This window comes from Mesorhizobium sp. WSM4983 (assembly GCF_029625765.1).
Taxonomy (GTDB): Bacteria; Pseudomonadota; Alphaproteobacteria; order Rhizobiales; family Rhizobiaceae; genus Mesorhizobium.
Genome location: NZ_JARTVM010000009.1, coordinates 85,057 through 104,067 on the forward strand (window position 1 = coordinate 85,057; position 19,011 = coordinate 104,067).

The 19,011-nt window shown below is 63.8% G+C and carries 15 protein-coding genes; 2 read left to right on the forward strand and 13 right to left on the reverse strand.

Annotated features, from left to right (window positions below):
• Positions 1–67 precede the first annotated feature (67 nt).
• Complete coding sequence (locus P9254_RS21985) at positions 68–973, reverse strand: LysR family transcriptional regulator (protein WP_278055287.1); 906 nt, start codon at positions 971–973, stop codon at positions 68–70.
• Between the two features lie 109 nt (positions 974–1,082).
• Here P9254_RS21985 and P9254_RS21990 point away from each other — a divergent pair, with 109 nt between their 5' ends.
• A complete protein-coding gene (locus P9254_RS21990) occupies positions 1,083–2,201 on the forward strand; it encodes an NAD(P)/FAD-dependent oxidoreductase (RefSeq protein WP_278055289.1) in 1,119 nt (372 codons plus the stop codon).
• Between the two features lie 360 nt (positions 2,202–2,561).
• Here P9254_RS21990 and urtE read toward each other — a convergent pair whose 3' ends face one another.
• From urtE to P9254_RS22045, 11 genes are all read right to left on the reverse strand, one after another.
• Positions 2,562–3,257: an urea ABC transporter ATP-binding subunit UrtE gene (gene urtE, locus P9254_RS21995; RefSeq protein ID WP_127323951.1), complete on the reverse strand. Its 696-nt coding sequence runs from the start codon at positions 3,255–3,257 to the stop codon at positions 2,562–2,564.
• Positions 3,258–3,327: 70 nt separating this feature from the next.
• On the reverse strand, positions 3,328–4,074 hold the full coding sequence (gene urtD / locus P9254_RS22000) for an urea ABC transporter ATP-binding protein UrtD (protein ID WP_127323950.1): 747 nt from the start codon (positions 4,072–4,074) through the stop codon (positions 3,328–3,330).
• A 6-nt stretch (positions 4,075–4,080) separates the two neighbouring features.
• Positions 4,081–5,304, reverse strand: a complete 1,224-nt coding sequence (urtC, locus tag P9254_RS22005) for an urea ABC transporter permease subunit UrtC (RefSeq protein ID WP_278055291.1) — start codon at positions 5,302–5,304, stop codon at positions 4,081–4,083.
• Entirely contained in the window at positions 5,301–6,917 is a 1,617-nt protein-coding gene (urtB, locus tag P9254_RS22010; protein WP_278055293.1) for an urea ABC transporter permease subunit UrtB, read from the reverse strand. The genes urtC and urtB overlap by 4 nt, the downstream gene beginning before the upstream one ends.
• A 115-nt stretch (positions 6,918–7,032) precedes the next feature.
• Positions 7,033–8,343 (reverse strand): urea ABC transporter substrate-binding protein, encoded by a 1,311-nt coding sequence (gene urtA, locus P9254_RS22015; RefSeq protein ID WP_278055295.1) that lies wholly within the window; start codon positions 8,341–8,343, stop codon positions 7,033–7,035.
• A gap of 1,195 nt (positions 8,344–9,538) precedes the next feature.
• Positions 9,539–10,918, reverse strand: coding sequence for a DUF6600 domain-containing protein (locus P9254_RS22020; protein ID WP_278055297.1), 1,380 nt, complete (start codon positions 10,916–10,918; stop codon positions 9,539–9,541).
• A gap of 430 nt (positions 10,919–11,348) precedes the next feature.
• A complete protein-coding gene (gene guaA / locus P9254_RS22025) occupies positions 11,349–12,905 on the reverse strand; it encodes a glutamine-hydrolyzing GMP synthase (protein WP_067327399.1) in 1,557 nt (518 codons plus the stop codon).
• Positions 12,902–13,036, reverse strand: coding sequence for a hypothetical protein (locus tag P9254_RS22030; RefSeq protein ID WP_278103900.1), 135 nt, complete (start codon positions 13,034–13,036; stop codon positions 12,902–12,904). The genes guaA and P9254_RS22030 overlap by 4 nt, the downstream gene beginning before the upstream one ends.
• A 42-nt stretch (positions 13,037–13,078) precedes the next feature.
• Positions 13,079–13,717, reverse strand: coding sequence for a 5'-methylthioadenosine/S-adenosylhomocysteine nucleosidase (locus P9254_RS22035; protein ID WP_095825773.1), 639 nt, complete (start codon positions 13,715–13,717; stop codon positions 13,079–13,081).
• 3 nt (positions 13,718–13,720) lie between these two features.
• Positions 13,721–14,179, reverse strand: a complete 459-nt coding sequence (locus P9254_RS22040; protein WP_066989431.1) for a PaaI family thioesterase — start codon at positions 14,177–14,179, stop codon at positions 13,721–13,723.
• 93 nt (positions 14,180–14,272) lie between these two features.
• Complete coding sequence (locus tag P9254_RS22045; RefSeq protein WP_278055298.1) at positions 14,273–15,562, reverse strand: RsmB/NOP family class I SAM-dependent RNA methyltransferase; 1,290 nt, start codon at positions 15,560–15,562, stop codon at positions 14,273–14,275.
• Between the two features lie 330 nt (positions 15,563–15,892).
• On the opposite strand from P9254_RS22045, the gene P9254_RS22050 reads away from it, so the two are divergent.
• Positions 15,893–16,570, forward strand: a complete 678-nt coding sequence (locus P9254_RS22050) for an MIP/aquaporin family protein (protein ID WP_278055299.1) — start codon at positions 15,893–15,895, stop codon at positions 16,568–16,570.
• A 143-nt stretch (positions 16,571–16,713) separates the two neighbouring features.
• On the opposite strand, the gene katG is transcribed toward P9254_RS22050, so the two are convergent.
• A complete protein-coding gene (gene katG / locus P9254_RS22055) occupies positions 16,714–18,927 on the reverse strand; it encodes a catalase/peroxidase HPI (protein WP_278055300.1) in 2,214 nt (737 codons plus the stop codon).
• Positions 18,928–19,011 lie beyond the last annotated feature (84 nt).

Below are 19,011 nucleotides of genomic sequence, written 5' to 3' on the forward strand. Positions count from 1 at the left end.
CTCGGAAACTCGCACGAGCGAACAGTCACGGTCCAAGATGGATGATGGGCAAGAATATAAGTCCTACTTATACCTTGACGCTATGCTCGCCGAGAACGGCGGAGCAGGCCGCGCGGATGTCATCGCGCATCGTTTCGTCGGCCCTCGACAGGGCTCGTGCGCGCGACGTGAGCAGCGCAATCGGGAACTCCGGGCCGCCCGCCAGCGGCCTGACAGCGAGGCCGGAAAACTGGCGCCACGGCAGCAGCGCGTCGACGAGAGCCACGCCCAGGCCGGCCTGGACGAAGCCGACCGCAGAGATCGAAATGTCGATCTCCAGCGACGGCGAAAGCGCCACGCCTTGCGCGCGGGCCGCGTGGGCCAGCTCGTCGGCGGGACGCGTGTTGCCGCGATAGGATATCAGTTCCTGCCCCACGAGATCAGCGAGCGTCAGCTCGGGCTTATTCTGCAGCGCGTGTCCGCGCGGCAGCAGGCAGGCGAAGCCGACGCTGCCGATCACCTCGGCCTCGATATCGGGAGGCAGGCGGTCATCCATGGCCACGCCGAGGCTGGCATCGCCGGCGCGCAGCATGTCTACAATCGCGGCGATCGGCGCGCTATGGGAACGCAGCAGCATGTCGGGATGCTGCGCCCGAAATGCGGTGAAGGCGCGCGGCAATATCGCCATGGCCGGCGGCGGCGAGGCGGCGACCCGCACCAGTCCAGTCCGACCGAGACGCAGATCGGTGGTCTTGCGGCGCAGGCCGTCGAGCCCCGCCGACAGCCTCTCGGCATCGGGAAAGATCTCGAGCGCCTCAGGGGTCGGCCGCAGCCTGCCCTTGACCCGCTCGAACAGCGTGAAGCCGAGCTCGTCCTCAGTGTGGAGCAGTATCTGGCTGAGCGCGGGCTGGGAGATGTTCAGCATTCGCGCCGCGGCGGTCACGGTGCCCGCGCGCATGACGGCGATGAACACTTCGAGCTGCCGGGCCCGCATTCCTACTCCATAGGTAAAACTTATGGCTTTTATCCAAAGCCATCTTTGACGCATTGCCGCGGCGCCGACAAGATGGATCAGGATCAGCCCTCTGCGCTAAGGAACGACAATGGATGTGATCGTGCTGGGCGGCGGCCTGATGGGGACGGCTTCCGCCTATTTCCTGGCCAGGCGCGGCGCCCGCGTGACGCTGATCGAGCGCAACCGGATCGGCAGTGGAGCAACCGTCGCCTCCTTCGGCAACATCCGGCGCACGGGGCGTCATCTGTCGCAGCTTCCGCTGGCCCACCGCTCGCTCCGGCTGTGGGGCGAGGCCGAAAAAAAGCTGGGGCGCGATGTCGAATTCCGCGCCACCGGTCACGTGCGGCTGATCTTCGATGAAGGCGGTCTCGCCGACATGCGCAGCTATGCCGAGGCGGCGCGTCCCTGGGGACTCGAGCTGGAGCAGCTCAGCCCGCGCGAGATCCGCGCGCGTTTTCCCGGCCTCGGTCCGGACGCGATCGCGGCGTCGTTCTCTGCGCATGACGGCAGCGGCAATCCGCGGCTGATCGCGCCGGCCTTCGCCGAGGCCGCCCGCAAGCTGGGCGCGAAAATCATCGACGAAGCTCGGGTCGAAAAGATCGAGCGGACCGACTCCGGTTTCCTTGTCGCCAGTTCAAAAGGCGCTTTCGCTGCAGAATGCCTGCTCAACACCGCCGGCGCCTGGGGCGCGCGCGTCGCCGCGCTGTTCGGCGAAGAGGTCCCGCTCGATGCCCGCGGTCCACAAATGGGTGTGACCGAGCCACTGCCGCACCGGATCCTGCCGGTGGTCGGCATCTGGACGCGCGACAAGGACTATGGCGCCTATCTGCGTCAGGTCGAGCGTGGCAACATCGTCTTCGGCGGCGCGGCCGAAAGAGTGTCGGTGGACCTCGATCCAGGCCATGCGGCCGCCGACCCCATGCGCCTGCCGACGCAATTGCGGGCCGTCGCGCGGCTGCTGCCGGCGATCGCGCAAGTCGCGGTCATCCGCACCTGGTCGGGCTGCGAAGGCTATGTCCGCGACATGCTGCCGGTCATGGGACGCTCGTCGACGACGCCGGGCCTGTTCCACGCCTTCGGCTTCAGCGGGCACGGCTTCCAGCTCGGTCCGGGTGTCGGCGACGCCATGGCCGAGCTCATCACCACCGGCGACTGCGAAACGGCCCTCGACGATTTTAGGATAGATCGCTTCAATCGCGGAGCCTGACGAGGCGAGTCGATCCCCTGGGCTCAGGCGTCCTTTGACGCGGAAGAAGGGAGCTTTCCATCTGTCCGAATGACGGCTTGTTGGGTGAGCAGAAAGGTCGCTTTCGGATGGCTCAGACTGGAGTTCGCCCCCAGCAAACCGCGGCCGCGGATTGGAACGCGTGGGCGCTGCGCGACAAGCGATTCATAAGTGTCGTTGTACGAGCATTCCCCGATCGGCGATTCTTATCCCATGCTTTGCTCAGCCCTATCGGCTTAATGTCGAACGCAGGATGCCGCGCAGAACATGGCGCGCTTCTACGGACTTTCCATCGAAACGACATTGTTTTGCGGCGCTTCGGCCAAAGGATGACGACTGAACCTAGACAGTAAGGAGCTTGCGTACATCGGGCCTGTCCAGATCCTCGGCGGGGCCGGTATGCACGATCTGGCCGCGATCCATGATGTTGACCTCGTCGGCAAGCTCGCGGCAGAAATCCAGATACTGCTCGACCAGAAGCACCGCGATCCCCGCCTGGTCGCGCAGATAGCGGATGGCGCGGCCGATGTCTTTGATGATTGATGGCTGGATGCCTTCGGTCGGCTCGTCGAGCACGAGCAGCTTCGGCCGCATCACCAGCGCGCGGCCTATGGCGAGCTGCTGCTGCTGGCCGCCGGACAAGTCGCCGGCGCGGCGGCCGAGCGTCTGCTTCAACCCTGGAAACAGCTCGAAGACATGAGCTGGAACGTTGCGGTCGGCGCGCTTCAGCGGTGCGAACCCCGATTCCAGATTTTCGCGCACCGTGAGCAGGGGAAAGATTTCCCTGCCCTGCGGCACGAATGCGATGCCCGACCGGGCGCGGTCATACGCCGCGCTCCGCTCGAGCGCTTTCCCCTCGAAGGCAACACTTCCGCTCGTCAGCCTATGATGGCCGACGATGGATCTCATCAGACTGGTCTTGCCGACGCCGTTGCGGCCGAGTACGCAGGTGATCTTGCCCGCGCCCGCTTTCAGCGAAACGCCGCGCAGCGCCTGGGCGGCGCCGTAATGGAGCGTGGCGTCGGAGACTTCGAGCATGGTCAGCCCCTTCTCCAGCACCTGAGGAAGGAAAGGTCGAAACGATGCAACGAGACCCGCCAGATCATGCTCAGCGCCCCAGATAGACTTCGACGACGCGTTCGTCGGCCGAAACGAAATCGAGCGTGCCTTCCGACAGCACCGAGCCCTCGTGCAGGCAGGTGACCTTGACGCCGAGCTCGCGCACGAAATGCATATCGTGCTCGACGACGACAACCGAATGGTCGCGGGCGATGTCCTTGAGCAGGCGCGCCGTCTCCTCGGTCTCCGCGTCGGTCATGCCGGCGACCGGCTCGTCGACGAGGAGCAGCTTCGGGTCTTGTGCCAGCAGCATGCCGATCTCCAGCCACTGCTTCTGGCCATGGCTGAGATTGGCGGCGACCTCCCCGCGCTTGTCGCCGAGGCGGATGATGCCGAGGATGGCGTCGATGCGCCTGGCCCCGCTCGGCGAGCCGCGGTGGAAGAGCGCTGGAAAGATCGAGCGCGGCCCCTTCAGCGCCAGCATCAGATTGTCCTCGACGCTGTGGCTCTCGAAGACGGTCGGCTTCTGGAACTTGCGGCCGATGCCCATCATGGCGATCTCGGCTTCGTCATGCCTGGTGAGATCGACCCGACCGTCGAAGAATACCTCGCCCTCGTCCGGCCGCGTCTTGCCGGTGACAATATCCATCATCGTCGTCTTGCCGGCGCCGTTGGGTCCGATGATGGCGCGCATCTCGCCCTTGTCGAGCACCAGCGACAGGTTGTTGATGGCGCGAAAGCCGTCGAAGGAGACCGAGACGCCGTCCAGATAGAGGATGGTGTTCGACTTGCTCATGGTCGCTTACTCCGCCGGCTGCGGTTCGGGGCCGTTGGCCGACCACGCGCCCGGCGTTCTCGCCGCCGAGCGCTCGATCTTCGGCTGCGCTTCCGGCGGGTCGATGCCGGCTTTCGCGGCGAGCGAGGCCGCGCGCAGCGCCCTGGCCTTGCCGCGCCAGCTATCCCACATGCCGACCACGCCCTTGGGCAGGAACAGCGTTACGGCGACGAACAACCCGCCAAGCGCGAATAGCCAGAATTCAGGCAGCACGCCGGTGAACCAGGATTTGCCGGCATTGACCAGGAGCGCGCCGATAATCGGGCCGACGATGGTGCCGCGCCCGCCGACGGCGGTCCAGATCACCACTTCGATCGAATTGGCGGGCTCGAACTCGCCGGGATTAATGATGCCGACCTGCGGCACGTAGAGCGCGCCGGCGATGCCGGCCATGACGGCCGAGACGCTGAAGGCGAAGAGTTTTACATTCTCGGCCCGCCAGCCGAGGAAGCGGGTGCGGCTTTCGGCGTCGCGCACCGCCATCAGCAGCTTGCCGTATTTGGAGCGCACGATCGCCGCGGTGACAAAGACGGCGAACGCCAGCGTCACGGCGCTTGCCGAAAACAGCGCCGAGCGCGTCGCGTCGGCCTGGATGTTGAAGCCGAGGATGTCCTTGAAATCGGTCAGGCCGTTATTGCCTCCGAAACCCATGTCGTTGCGGAAGAAGGCAAGCAGCAGCGCATAGGTCATCGCCTGGGTGATGATCGAGAGATAAACGCCGGTGACGCGGCTGCGGAAGGCGAACCAGCCGAATACGAAGGCAAGCAGGCCCGGCACGGCCAGCACCATCAGCACCGCGAACCAGAAATGGTCGAAGCCGTGCCAGAACCAGGGCAGTTCCTTGTAGTTCAGGAACACCATGAAGTCCGGCAGGATGGGATTGCCATAGACGCCGCGCGAGCCGATCTGACGCATCAGATACATGCCCATCGCATAGCCGCCGAGCCCGAAGAAGGCGCCGTGGCCGAGCGAAAGGATGCCGCAATAGCCCCAGACCAGATCGAGCGCGAGCGCCAGCAGCGCGTAACAGAGATATTTCCCGACCAAAGAGACGATGTAAGGCGGAATGTAGAAAGCGCTTTGAGGCGACACCGCGAGGTTTAGCAGCGGCACGATGGCGGCCGCCGCCAGCAGGACGAGGATGGCGATCGCGATGCGCCGGTCGGCGCCGAAGAAGCGCTGCGTGATCATGCTTCCACCGCCCTGCCCTTCAGCGCGAACAGGCCGCGCGGCCGCTTCTGGATGAACAGGATGATCAGTACCAGCACGACGATCTTGCCAAGCACCGCGCCGGCGTACGGCTCGAGGAACTTGTTGACGATGCCGAGCGAGAAGGCGCCGACCAGCGTGCCCCAGAGATTGCCGACGCCACCGAAGACCACGACCATGAAACTGTCGATAATGTAGCCGCGGCCGAGATTGGGCGAGACGTTGTCGATCTGGCTGAGCGCCACGCCGGCGATCCCGGCGATACCTGAGCCGAGCGCGAAAGTCAGCGCGTCGACCCAAGGCGTCCTGATGCCCATGGATGCGGCCATGCGCCGATTGGCGGTGACGGCACGCATCTGCAGGCCCCAGGGCGTTCGCTTCATGACGTAGAGCAGCACACCGAACACCAGCAGCGCGAACACCAGTATCCACAGCCGGTTCCAGGTGATGGCCAATTGACCGATGTCGAACGATCCCGACATCCAGGACGGATTGCCGACCTCCTGGTTCGTCGGGCCGAAGACGGTGCGCACCGACTGCTGCAGGATCAGCGAGACGCCCCATGTGGCAAGAAGCGTCTCCAGCGGCCGGCCGTAGAGGAAGCGGATGACGCCGCGCTCGATGACGAGGCCGACCAGCGCCGAGACCAGGAAGGCGAGCGGCAGCGCGATGACCAGCGACCAGTCGAAGAGGCTCGGAAACGACGTGCGGATCACCTGCTGGACGACGAAGGTGGTGTAGGCGCCGAGCATCACCATCTCGCCATGCGCCATGTTGATGACGCCCATGACGCCAAAGGTGATGGCGAGACCGATAGCGCCGAGCAGCAGCACCGATCCGAGTGATATGCCGTACCAGATGTTCTGGCCGGCATCCCACAATGCCAGCGTCGAATTGATATGGCCGATCGCGGCGGTTGCCAAGTTCTTGACCGCTCCCTGCGCGCCAGCCTCAACGGAGGTCAGCAGGGAAAGCGCATCGCGGTCGCCGCGCGTCGCGATGGCCGAGATGGCGGCGAGCTTGTCGGCTTCCGGCTTGTCGGAAACCAGAACCGACGCCGCGCGCGCCTGCACGAACATCGTCTTGACGGCTGGGTCGGTCTCAGCAGCGATCGCGGCATCGAGCGGTTCGATATTCGCCGCGTCGGGCGTCTTGAACATGGTCGCGGCGGCGGCAAGGCGCACGCTCGCGTCCTTGGCGCGCAGCGTCAGCGTCCCCAGCGCGTCGCGTATGGCGCGGCGAAGACCGTTGTTGACCTTGATCTTGGTGAGATCGGCCTTGGCGGCATCGGCGGACTTGTCGCCGCTGAAAGGATCGAGCAGTTCGACACCGCTCGCCGCGTCCTTGCCGATGAAGACCTGCGAATCGGCTTTGCGAATATAGAGGTTGCCGTCGGCGAGCGCCGACAGCGGCCTTTCGACGGCCGGATCGCCGCTGGCCGCGAGCTCGCGCACGATGGCTTCCGTGGCCGAGAAATTAGTCGCTGTAGCGAACTTGGCTATTGCCGCGCGAAGATCGGCCTCGCCTGCCTTCGACGGCAGCAGGCTTGCCATCGTCAGCAGCAGCATCAAGCCAATCGCGCGCAACAGGATCATCAGCTTCAGCGGATCTCGAACGTTTGAGATTTCTGCCCAGGCGGGACGCGAAGGCCCGCCCGGGCCGCGGTCTCGGATCGCGGGGCCACGCGGCGACCCGACAGACCTGGGAGGATCAGTTGGTGCCCTTGCCGCCGCACTTGCCGGTGGCGACGTTGAAGTTGCCGCAACTGAGCGGCGCGCGCCAATCGGAGATCAGGTTCTTGGAATCGGGCAGGTAGTCGGACCATTCGTCGCCCATCACAAGGCCGGGCGTTTGCGAGACGGTCTCGAACTGGCCGTCGGCCTGGATCTCGCCGATGAGCACCGGCTTCGTGATATGATGGTTCGGCATCATCGTCGAATAGCCGCCGGTCAGGTTCGGCACCGAGACGCCGACCATGGCGTCGATGACCTTGTCCGGATCGGTAGTACCGGCCTTCTCGACTGCCTTCACCCACATGTTGAAGCCGATATAGTGGGCTTCCATAGGGTCGTTGGTCGTGCGCTTGTCGTTCTTTATGAACTTGTGCCAGTCGTCGATGAACTTCTTGTTCTCGGGCGTGTCGACGCTCTCGAAATAGTTCCAGGCGGCGAGGTGGCCGACCAGCGGTCCGGTGTCGAGACCGGCCAGTTCTTCCTCGCCGACTGAGAAGGCCATGACTGGAATGTCCTCGGCCTTGATGCCCTGGTTGCCCAGTTCCTTGTAGAACGGCACGTTGGCGTCGCCGTTGACGGTCGAGATCACGGCCGTCTTCTTGCCGGCCGAGCCGAATTTCTTGATCGCCGAGACTTCGGTCTGCCAGTCGGAGAAGCCGAACGGCGTGTAGTTGACCATGATGTCCTCGGCCGGCACGCCCTTCGACTTCAGATAGGCTTCGAGGATCTTGTTGGTGGTGCGCGGGTAGACATAGTCGGTGCCTTCGAGCACCCAGCGCTTCACCGAGCCGCCATCGGCGCTCATCAGGTAGTCGACGGCCGGAATGGCCTGCTGGTTGGGGGCAGCACCCGTGTAAAAGACGTTGCGCTCGCTTTCCTCGCCCTCATACTGGACGGGGTAGAACAGGATGTCGTCGAGCTCCGAGAACACCGGCAACACCGATTTGCGCGACACCGAGGTCCAGCAGCCGAAGACCGCCGCGACCTTGTCCTTGGAGATCAGCTCGCGCGCCTTTTCGGCGAAGAGCGGCCAGTTGGAGGCCGGATCGACGACAACCGCCTCGAGCTTCTTGCCGAGCAGGCCGCCCTTAGCGTTCTGCTCCTCGATCAGCATCAGCATGACGTCCTTCAGCGTCGTCTCCGAAATCGCCATGGTCCCCGAGAGCGAATGGAGGATGCCGACCTTGATCGTGTCGTCGGCCGCTCTGGCGGGAGCCGATATCGACAGGCCGGCAGCGATCACGCCGGCCGAAAACAATTTTGTTATTGTCGAGAAATTGCCCCTCATATTGCACACTCCCAAGCTGGTTGTTTTGCATTGCAACATTGCGGGTGCAAGCGACGTGCCAAACCTGACAGTCCAAAGTGCCGGGCAAAAAAATCGATCAGTTACAGTTGGTTATAATTTCAACTCAAGTTTTCAACGGCCGCTTCCGCTTCAACGCGTTGTCAAATTTTGGGCTTCTGCCTCTATTTTCATCGCAATTTTCTATTGCGTGTTTTTAAATCGCCGTTTGCCTTCTGCCGACCCCCGTAGTCGCACGGCGAGAGATGTTGGGAATTGAAATCTTTGCGCCGCGGGCGGCTAACAAGTGAGGGACCCGGTCCGTCTCGGCGGCGGGCTTTTCCTATCTGGAGCAAATTGTAGACCGCTCGCTTGGTGTCGTCGGTGACGCGAACCCATTGGGTCTCGTCTCGCCGGTCCTGTACGTGGCGGCCGGTCACCCATTCAGCGGCTTCTTTAGGTGAGGTGGTCCTCGCGTAGGCAATACTGCATCCGTCCCCGACATCGTTTCAACGGTGTAGCTGGTCACCGGAAAGCTCTTCGATAAAGCGCCGCCAATGCATTGAAAGAGCCCGACGGTGTGAGGGACGGCTCTTTTGTCGGGTCTCCTCTGATCAGCCCGTTCCAATCGGGCCCGATATGCCATCCCGACGCAACAGCGCCGCCCAGCTACCGAACTTCGACAAGGGGCGAAGGTCCCAGGAGTTGTTCACCGGCGGCTTTGTCGAGTGCCGCCGCTCGACAGGCGCGCGACTGGTGAACGAAATAGGGCCCCCTGACGCGTTTTCTGCACCCCACTAAGGCTCACGCGCGGCCTAGCCCGGCTTCTGTGGCAAATGGCAATGGTTCCAACATCGCCCTGCCCCGATTTCACATGCCCTTCGCTTCGGCATAGCGCAGACCAGCCGTCAGCGTCTCTGGCGATAGCGCGTGAATTTCTCCTCGAGCGCCACGACTGCTTCGTCCTTGCTGCGTTCAGTGCCCGCCCACCGACATGCGCGCGCCGGCCGCCGAACATTGGTCATGACGGTTCAGAACAACGTCCCGGCACTGGGCCCATCCGCCGCCAAGGATCCGACGCTATCGGAGCCGAGGAACGTCGGGGAGAATCGCAGGGACTCGGACTGCAAAGACGAGTGTCGCTGACTCGCCCCGGGTAACTCCGGCGGCTGTGCAATCGACTTTCCTTCGCGGCCGCCTAGCAGTTCGCGTCAGTCTGCGGATCGCACGCCTTGTTTTTCTGGCTTCGTGGCTTGGGCTTGGCCGCCTGCTCGGGCTCGGCCTGCTGCTGCTCGGCGGCGGGCTGCTCCTTCGCCTTCCGTTTCTCAGGCTTGGCCGCCTGTTCCGGCTCGGCCTGCTGCTCGGCGGCGGGCTGCTTCTTGGCCTTTCGTTTCTCAGGCTTGGCGGCCTGTTCCGGCTCGGCCTGCTGCTCGGCGGCGGGCTGCTTCTTGGCCTTCGGTTTCTCAGGCTTGGTAGCCTGTTCCGGCTCGGCCTCCTGTTCGGCGGCGGGCTGCTTCTTGCCCTTCGGCTTCTCGGGCCTGGCCGCCTGTTCCGGCTCGGCCTCCTGTTCGGCGGCGGGCTGCTTCTTGCCCTTCGGCTTCTCAGGCTTGGCGGCCTGTTCCGGCTCGGCCTCCTGCTGCTCGGCGGCGGGCTGCTCAGGCTTGGCGGTCTCTTCCGGCTCCGCCCCATCGGCCCTTGCGCCTTCGGTCGGCTTCGATTTACGGCCAGCCTGAACCTGCTTCACCTGCTCGATGTCCTTTAACTTAGCTGGTTTTGCCTTGGGGTCGGCTTTCACCTCACCTTCGAAGACCGCGACCGTGTCATTTTCCAATTTGCCGGACTGCTCGGGCGCGTCGGTCTTGCTGACCTTGACGGCAGTCACATTCTGGTCCGTCTCCTTTTCGATCACATCAACATCAATGACTTTGTTGACCACCACGTTGTTCTGGATGGTCACGTCGCCGGCCGGCTGGGCCGCCTCGACAATCCGCACAAATTCGGACCTATCACGGATAACAGCGACAGAAACGTCGGCAGCAAGGAATTCGCGGCTAGGGACCACAACCCAGTAATAATCCGGCGTCGTGTCGAAGGTTACCTCGATTGAAATCAAGTCCGGATCACGGCGCGGCGGCAGCGGAGCCCAAATGATGTGCTCCCTGTCACGACGCCAAGTCACCCATGCTGGCGCCCAGCGAGTGCCCGGAACCCAGTACCAGCCGATATCGTCGGCATAGCCCCACCGGCCGTAATGGTACGTCGCCCAGCCGAATGGCTCGTCGGATACCCAGAGCCAGCCATACTCCTCTGTATAGACCCAATGGCCCAAGGTATACGGGCGCCAATCGTCAGGTACATCAACTGGCACGAAAACGGTCGCTCCATGATACGAGACCCAATCGCCATGGGACGACAGGTCTTCGTAGAATGTGCTGATCGAAACCTCGGTGGCGGCCCTTGCCTGCGACACTAGCGAGAATGGTGCAATCGGGTTGGGGATATCAACGACCGTAAGCAGACAGGCGGTTACGCCGCCCAGCATCAGCCGTACCGCATTTTGGGCAAGGACGCGTTTCATCCCAGTCTTCCTCCGAAACAGATGCGCCCTTCATCTTGAAAACTCGCCGGCAATCGGATTGTTCCGCCTTGCTCCCGCCAGGGCTCGTGGACCTTGCAAATGGTAGCTATGGCGAGCCATTGAACGTAATCGCCTGATGGCCGAACTTCGCGGAAGCTTAAAGTACCGTCATCAGGTTTTGAGGGCTGATTTGCAGAATTTACCTTTAGTTTTCAGCTGCTTGGCGTGGAAAAGGTACCGTCAGAATCCCTCTATGGACGGTACTGTCAAAAATCATCGTGGCAATGTGGGTGAGGTCCGGCAACCGGTACGGCAGCTCCAAACGACGCACACCGATAACCGGCGAAGGTTGCCGGCCAAAACTACTTTTTATCTCAGTGACTTAGATCGAACTCTAGCGCAATTTCAGCGGTGTTCGGATGGGCCTGAATCATTCCCACTCGATGGTGCCCGGGGGCTTCGACGTAACGTCGTAAACGACGCGATTGATGCCTTTCACCTCGTTGATGATGCGGGTGGCGGCGGCGCCCAGGAAGTTCATGTCGTAGTGGTAGAAATCGGCCGTCATGCCGTCGACCGAGGTCACAGCGCGCAGCGCGCAGACGAATTCGTAGGTGCGGCCGTCGCCCATCACGCCGACGGTCTGCACCGGCAAGAGCACGGCGAAGGCCTGCCAAATGGCATCGTAGAGGCCGGCCTTGCGGATCTCGTCGAGGTAGATGGCGTCGGCCTCGCGCAGGATCTCCAGCTTCTCGCGGGTGATGCCGCCCGGGCAGCGTATGGCAAGGCCAGGACCCGGGAACGGATGGCGGCCGATGAAGCTTTCGGGCAAGCCGAGCTCTCGGCCCAGCGCCCTCACCTCGTCCTTGAACAACTCGCGCAGCGGCTCGACCAGCTTCATGTTCATGCGTTCGGGCAGGCCGCCGACATTGTGATGCGACTTGATCGTCACCGACGGGCCGCCGGAGAAGGAGACGCTTTCGATGACGTCGGGATAGAGCGTGCCCTGCGCCAGGAAGTCGGCGCCGCCAAGTTTCTTGGCCTCTTCCTCGAACACCTCGATGAACAGGCGGCCGATGGTCTTGCGCTTCTTTTCCGGATCGCTCTCGCCTTCCAGCGCCGAAATGAAGCGGTCGGAAGCGTCGACCAGGATCAGCGGCAGGTTGTAATGCTGGCGGAACATCTCCACCACGCTTTTCGCCTCGTCCTTCCGCATCAGGCCGTGGTCGACGAGGATGCAGGTCAACTGATCGCCGACCGCCTCGTGGATCAGGAGCGCAGCGACCGAGGAATCGACGCCGCCTGATAGCGCGCAGATCACCTTGCCCTTGCCGACCTGCTTGCGGATCGCCTCGACCGCCTGCTCGCGATAGGCAGCCATGGTCCAGCCCGTGCTGAGGCCGGCGATATGGTGGACAAAGTTGCTCAGCAGCTTCGCGCCGTCCGGGGTATGGACGACCTCGGGATGGAACTGCACCGCGTAAAACTTCCGTGCCTCGTCGGCAATCGCTGCGAAGGGCGCGCCGGTGGAGGTGCCGACGATCTTGAATCCTTCCGGAATGGCGGTGACGCGGTCGCCGTGGCTCATCCAGACCTGATGACGCGTGCCCCTGGCCCAGACACCCTCGAACAGCGCGCAGTCGTCCTCGATCTCCAGGAAGGCCCGGCCGAACTCGCGGTGATGGCCGGCCTCGACCTTGCCGCCGAGCTGAGCGCACATCGTCTGCTCGCCATAGCAGATGCCGAGCACCGGAATGCCGGACGAAAAGACCTCGTCGGGCGCGCGGGGCGAGCCGATGTCGACGGTCGAGTGCGGACTGCCCGACAGGATGACGGCCTTCGGCCGGATGCGGCGGAAGCCCTCCGCGGCTGACTGGAACGGAACGATCTCGCAGTAGACCCCGGCCTCGCGCACGCGCCGCGCGATCAGCTGCGTGACCTGGCTGCCGAAGTCGATGATGAGAACGGTGTCGGGATGTGTCGTCATGGCGAGCCTTTAAAGAAAGAACCGATTCGGCGCAATGGTGCGCGTTGCGGCGTTCGGTCCTTGCCAAAACGCCTAAAGCGCGTCGCGTCGAACGGGCCCAGGCGACGAGCTTCAAGTTTCATCTGATGCATGTCGTTCTCCCAAAACCGCTGCGCACTTTTGGGCGACATGCATTAAGTAAGGCCGATCGCGCCGGACGCAATCGCCTGCTCTAGCAGACCTATCGCCGCCGCCAGCTTCTCGTCGATGACGTGCAGATACTCGGTCCAGTCGCCGACATGCCTGAGATCGACCGCGCCGTCGGAAATACCGCGCAGGCCGATCAGCGGCACGCCGAACAGCTGGCAGGCGCGCAGGCAGGCGAAGGTCTCCATGTCGACCATGTCGGCGTCGATCGCGTCATAGGCGGCCCCGGTGACGATGGCGCCTCCGGTCGACAGCGTCGCGGTCCTGATGCCGGGAATGACGAAGGGCAGCGGCACCGTCACGGGCAGGTCGAGGAACGGCGTCGCGCCCTTCGCGAAGCCGAGCGGCGAAGCGTCGATGTCGCGGTAACTCACCGACACGGCCTGGTAGATTTCGGTCTGTTCGAGCGTTCGGCTTCCCGCGGAGCCTAGCGACACGACGAGATCCGGCAGCGCATTCTCGGCCTTCAACGTGGCGAGCTCGGCGCCGAGGCGCACGGCGGCCTCGACCGGGCCGACGCCGGTCATCAGCGGCGTGAACCGCTTTTTGAGATGCGGACCGTATTCGGCCTCGGCCGCCATGACGAAGAGGACGGATTTTTCCCCTAACCGCGCAACGCTGGCCATGGATCACCCCTCGATGCCGTCGCGGCCAACCACCGTCATCATTGTGCCGGTCATGGTGGCGATCAGCTTGGCCTCGCCATCGGCGGCGAAAGCATAGGCCTGGCCGTCGGCAACAATGATGGTGCGGCCTGGCTTGGTCACCGAGCCGCGGAATAGGAAGCGCTCGCCCTTCCCCGGTGCGAGCAGGTTGACCTTGAATTCGATGGTCAGCACGCTGGAATTCTGCGGCATCAACGAGAAGGCGGCATAGCCGCAGGCCGAGTCCAGCGCGGTCGAGATGACGCCGGCATGCAAGAAGCCATGCTGCTGGGTGAGCGAAGGGGCATAGGGCATCTCGATCTCGATGATGCCGGGCGTGACCAGCGTCAGCTCCGCACCGATGGTGGCCATGGCCTTCTGGCGGGCAAAGGAAGTCCTGACGCGATCCTCATAATCGGGAGCGGGTACGATTTTGGCTGCCATGGCCTTCGCCTCATTTTTGCTGGCGAAGCTTATTGCAGAGGCAGGCAGGACAGGCAATCGCTTATGTTGCACCGCAGCAAATGCCGGCCGCCCTCATGCGGCCCTGCGCAGGGCGTGGAAATAGAACCCGTCAGTGCCACTGAGCGCCGGCGACAGTGAGATGCCACCGGCTTCGCCAATACGCGCAGCGCCCTCGTGGCCGGGGAAACGGCCGTCCCAGAGCTGGCGGTGGTCGACCGGCGCAAAATCGCCGTGGCGCTCGCGGAAGGCGGCGACCTGCTCGCCGTTTTCGGCATCGAACACCGAGCAGGTGATGTAGACGAGCAGCCCGCCGGGCTTCACGAAAGCCTGCGCCATGTCGAGGATCGCCTGCTGCTCACCTTTGCGGGCATCGAGCTGTCTGTCCGTCAGCCGCCACTTGGCGTCCGGGCGCCGCCGCCAGGTGCCGCTGCCGGTGCAGGGCGCATCGATCAGCACGAGGTCCATGTGACCGGTGAGCGGCGCGAGTTCCGCAGGCTTGCTGACGACCTGGATGTTGCGGCTGTGCGCGCGGCGGATGCGCTCGAAGATCGGCGCCAGCCGGACCTTTTCCGCATCATGGGCGAAGACCTGGCCGCGATTGTCCATCTCTGCCGAAAGCGCCAGGGTCTTGCCCCCGGCGCCCGCGCAATAGTCGAGCACCTGCATGCCTGGCTCGGCGCCGGCGAGCGCTGCCGCAAGCTGCGAGCCCTCGTCCTGCACCTCGAACCAGCCTTTCTGGAAGGCGGGCTCGGCCTGGACGTTCGGATGCCTGCCGTCGCCATTGATCGGCGGGATGCGAATGCCGTGCGGCGCGATTGCGGCAGCTGCTGCACCGGTGCCCTGGAGTTCCGTCAGCACCTTGCCGCGGTCTGCCTGCAGCGCATTGACCCTGAGATCCAGCGGCGGGCGCATCGCGAGAGCCGCGCCCTCTTCGACCCAGGCATCGCCAAAGGCGTGTTTGAGGAGCGGCGCGCACCAGTCCGGAACATCGGCCCGCACGGCATCCGGCGCATCGGCGAGCCTGCCGGAGGCTGCCGCTTTCAGTTCGGCGGCGCTGAGCAGCGGCGGCGCGAATTTGTCGCCGTCGAGAGCGTCATTCAGCGACCGCGCCGTCTGGCCCCATTCCAGCAGCAACGCGCCGAAGCCGATGGCGCGCGGCGTCTCCTCGCCGAAGAGCCAGCCGGCCGAGCGCTTGCGGCGCAGCGCGTCGTAGACGATGTTGCCGATCGCCGCGCGGTCGCCGCCACCGGCAAAGCGGTGCGACAAGCCCCAGTCGCGCAAGGCGTCGGCCACTGGCCGATGCCGCCGGCCGATGTCTTCAAGCACTTCGATGGCCGCCGCCAGCCTTCCGCCCAGTCTCATTCCTGCTTCCGTCTATCGTTGCTTCCAGCCCTGCTCTTAGAGCCTTTCCGGCTCCGATTGAAACACTTCTCTTGCGGTGAAGCCAAAACGACCTGTCCCATGCCATCGTCCATGCAACAGGCGGAAGGTTCTTTCGCGGCAGTCGGCGATCAGCGGATAACAAGAAAAACGCCTCGCACATGAAACTTCTCTAATGTGTTGACTGGCGGATGCAAAGCAAGACCGCTGGCTTAACACTCAGCTTTCCAAGTTTTGCCGGCATGAATACTCTTTCGCCTGTGATTCGCGACGCGGAAAACGCGTTTTGGCGGATCCTATGAGGAGAGGGCAATGAAGACTTATCTGGCAGAAGTTCTAGGCACGTTTCTGTTGGTGTTCATAGGCACGGCCTCCGTCGTCACGGGCGGCTTCGGCGGCGCGCTGCCGCTCGGACAGGAAGGGATCGGCCTGGCGTTCGGCATCGGCCTGATCGCCGCGGCCTATGCGATCGGCCCGATCTCGGGCGCGCATCTCAATCCGGCGGTGACGCTCGGCGTGTTCCTTGCGGGGCGGATGCCGGCGAGGGAAGTCCTGCCTTACTGGATCGCGCAGATCATCGGCGCCATCATCGCTTCGCTGGCGCTGTGGATCATCGTCACCGGTCAGGCCGGCGGCCACGCCGGGGGCTTCGGCGCAAATGGCTGGGACGAGGCGAAATGGGACATCAGCTCGGCCTTCCTGTGGGAGCTGATCGGCACCTTCACCTTCGTCACCGTCATTCTCGGCGTCACCAACGCCAAGCACACGACGGCCTTTGCCGGCCTGGTGATAGGCCTGACGCTGGCAGGGCTCCACTTTGCCATGATCCCGGTGACGGGCACTTCGGTCAATCCGGCGCGCTCGATCGGCCCGGCGCTGTTTTCGGGCGGGGCGGCGCTCGGCCAGCTCTGGCTGTTCATCGTCGCGCCACTGATCGGCGGGGCGATCGCCGGCATCGTCGCCAAGACTGGCATCTTCGAAAAAGACTGATACCTAATGCAAAAGGCGCGGGCATGAACCCGCGCCTTCTGGGGAGGATGAGTGCTAAAGCGCATCGCGATCTTTCAGTTTCGCTCCGTGCGCTTTAGTTGCCTTTGTGCCGAAAAGCGGCTCCCACTCTCGGGAGACATGCTTTACTTCGCGACCAGTTCGAACCGGTCGAGATTCATCACCTTCGTCCACGCCTTCACGAAGTCCTTGACGAACTTCTGCTTGGCATCCGCCGAGCCGTAAACCTCGGCCAGCGCACGCAATTGCGAGTGCGAGCCGAAGATCAGGTCGGCGCGGGTGCCGGTCCACTTGACTTGCTTGGTCTTGCGGTCGCGCGCCTCATAGACCTCATCCGCGTCTGGCCCAGAGCCGGTCGCCGGATCCCAGATGGTCGCCATGCTGAGCAGGTTGATGAAGAAGTCGTTGGTCAGTGTGCCCGGCCTGTCGGTGAACACGCCGTGCTTTGAGCCGCCATGATTGGCGCCGAGCACGCGCAGGCCGCCGACCAGCACCGTCATTTCCGGCGCCGTCAGCGTGAGGAGCTGCGCGCGGTCGACCAGCATCGCTTCGACCGACATGGGCAGCCTGCCGCGGACGTAGTTGCGGAAGCCGTCGGCCCTCGGCTCGAGTGCCGCGAAGGATTCGACATCGGTCTGCTCCTGCGAAGCGTCCATGCGGCCTGGCGTAAAGGGCACGTTCACCTCATTGCCGCCGTCCTTCGCGGCCTTCTCGATCGCGGCGGCGCCGCCGAGCACGATCAGGTCGGCGAGCGAGACCTTCTTCTCGCCCGCCTGCGCCGTGTTGAACTCCTGCTGGATGGCTTCGAGCTTTGCCAGCACCTTCGAAAGCTGGGCGGGCTGGTTGACTTCCCAGTCCTTCTGCGGGCTGAGTCGGATGCGGCCGCCATTGGCGCCGCCGCGCTTGTCCGAGCCGCGGAAGGTCGAGGCCGAGGCCCAGGCAGTTGAGACCAGTTCAGGAATCGTGAGGCCGGACGCCAGGATCTTCGCCTTCAGCGCGGCGATATCCTCTTCGCTGACCAGTTCGTGGTCGATCGCCGGAATCGGATCCTGCCAGATCAGCTCTTCCTTCGGCACGAGCGGGCCGAGATAACGAACCACCGGGCCCATGTCGCGATGGGTGAGCTTGAACCAGGCGCGGGCGAAAGCGTCGGCGAACTGGTCCGGGTACTGGTGGAAGCGACGCGAGATCTTCTCATAGGCCGGATCGAAGCGCAGCGCGAGATCGGTGGTGAGCATGGCCGGAGCATGGCGCCTGGAGGGATTGTGCGCGTCCGGAACCGTGCCGGCGCCGGCGCCGCCCTTCGGCGTCCACTGATTGGCACCGGCCGGGCTCTTCGTCAGCTCCCATTCGAAGTTGAACAGGTTGTCGAAGAAATTGTTGCTCCATCTGGTCGGCGTCGTGGTCCAGGTGACTTCCAGGCCCGAGGTGATGGCGTCGCCGGCAATGCCGGTGGCATGTTTGCTCGACCAGCCGAGGCCCTGCGCTTCGATGCCGGCACCTTCCGGCTCCACGCCCACCAGCGAGGCATCGCCGGCGCCATGGGTCTTGCCGAAGGTGTGGCCGCCGGCGATCAGCGCCACGGTCTCTTCGTCGTTCATGGCCATACGGCGGAAGGTCTCGCGGATGTCGCGGGCCGCGGCGACCGGATCCGGCTTGCCGTTCGGGCCTTCCGGGTTGACGTAGATCAGGCCCATCTGAACGGCGCCGAGATGGCCCTGCAGTTCACGGTCGCCGGAATAGCGCTGGTCGTCCAGCCACTTCGTTTCGGAGCCCCAATCCACGTCCTGCTCCGGCTCCCACACGTCGGCGCGGCCGCCGGCGAAGCCGAAGGTCTTGAAGCCCATCGATTCCAGCGCGACGTTGCCGGCAAGGATCATCAGGTCGGCCCAGGAGATCTTGCGGCCGTATTTCTGTTTGACCGGCCACAGCAGCCGGCGTGCCTTGTCGAGATTGGCATTGTCCGGCCAGCTGTTCAGCGGCGCGAACCGCTGCTGGCCGGCACCGGCGCCGCCACGCCCGTCGCCGATGCGATAGGTGCCGGCACTGTGCCAGGCCATGCGGATGAAGAGCGGTCCGTAATGGCCGAAATCGGCCGGCCACCAGTCCTGCGAGTCGGTCATCACATGGTGCAGGTCCTTGATCACGGCATCGAGATCGAGGCTCCGGAATTCGGTGGCGTAGTTGAAATCCTCGCCCATCGGGTCCGAGAGGTTCGACTGCTGATGAAGAACGCCAAGGTCGAGCAGATTCGGCCACCAATCCCGATTGGTCCTGCCGGCGGATCCATGCGCCACGGGGCATTTGCCAGCGCTGTTGTCGTCGGTTTTCGCGTCCATCTTACTCTCCAGGGTTTTGATTTTTCCGAGATTGATTCTGCGCAGATTTCGGGGCCGGCCAGCGGCCGCGCCAATCTGGAATGA

Excerpts from the sequence above, each read along its gene's own strand:
- urtC (WP_278055291.1), bottom strand. The coding sequence starts at position 5,304 with ATGATCACGCAGCGCTTCTTCGGCGCCGACCGGCGCATCGCGATCGCC.
- P9254_RS21990 (WP_278055289.1), top strand. The coding sequence starts at position 1,083 with ATGGATGTGATCGTGCTGGGCGGCGGCCTGATGGGGACGGCTTCCGCC.
- katG (WP_278055300.1), bottom strand. The coding sequence starts at position 18,927 with ATGGACGCGAAAACCGACGACAACAGCGCTGGCAAATGCCCCGTGGCG.
- urtA (WP_278055295.1), bottom strand. The coding sequence starts at position 8,343 with ATGAGGGGCAATTTCTCGACAATAACAAAATTGTTTTCGGCCGGCGTG.
- P9254_RS22040 (WP_066989431.1), bottom strand. The coding sequence starts at position 14,179 with ATGGCAGCCAAAATCGTACCCGCTCCCGATTATGAGGATCGCGTCAGG.
- urtE (WP_127323951.1), bottom strand. The coding sequence starts at position 3,257 with ATGCTCGAAGTCTCCGACGCCACGCTCCATTACGGCGCCGCCCAGGCG.
- urtB (WP_278055293.1), bottom strand. The coding sequence starts at position 6,917 with ATGATCCTGTTGCGCGCGATTGGCTTGATGCTGCTGCTGACGATGGCA.
- P9254_RS22030 (WP_278103900.1), bottom strand. The coding sequence starts at position 13,036 with ATGCATCAGATGAAACTTGAAGCTCGTCGCCTGGGCCCGTTCGACGCG.
- guaA (WP_067327399.1), bottom strand. The coding sequence starts at position 12,905 with ATGACGACACATCCCGACACCGTTCTCATCATCGACTTCGGCAGCCAG.
- P9254_RS21985 (WP_278055287.1), bottom strand. The coding sequence starts at position 973 with ATGCGGGCCCGGCAGCTCGAAGTGTTCATCGCCGTCATGCGCGCGGGC.
- urtD (WP_127323950.1), bottom strand. The coding sequence starts at position 4,074 with ATGAGCAAGTCGAACACCATCCTCTATCTGGACGGCGTCTCGGTCTCC.
- P9254_RS22045 (WP_278055298.1), bottom strand. The coding sequence starts at position 15,562 with ATGAGACTGGGCGGAAGGCTGGCGGCGGCCATCGAAGTGCTTGAAGAC.
- P9254_RS22050 (WP_278055299.1), top strand. The coding sequence starts at position 15,893 with ATGAAGACTTATCTGGCAGAAGTTCTAGGCACGTTTCTGTTGGTGTTC.
- P9254_RS22035 (WP_095825773.1), bottom strand. The coding sequence starts at position 13,717 with ATGGCCAGCGTTGCGCGGTTAGGGGAAAAATCCGTCCTCTTCGTCATG.
- P9254_RS22020 (WP_278055297.1), bottom strand. The coding sequence starts at position 10,918 with ATGAAACGCGTCCTTGCCCAAAATGCGGTACGGCTGATGCTGGGCGGC.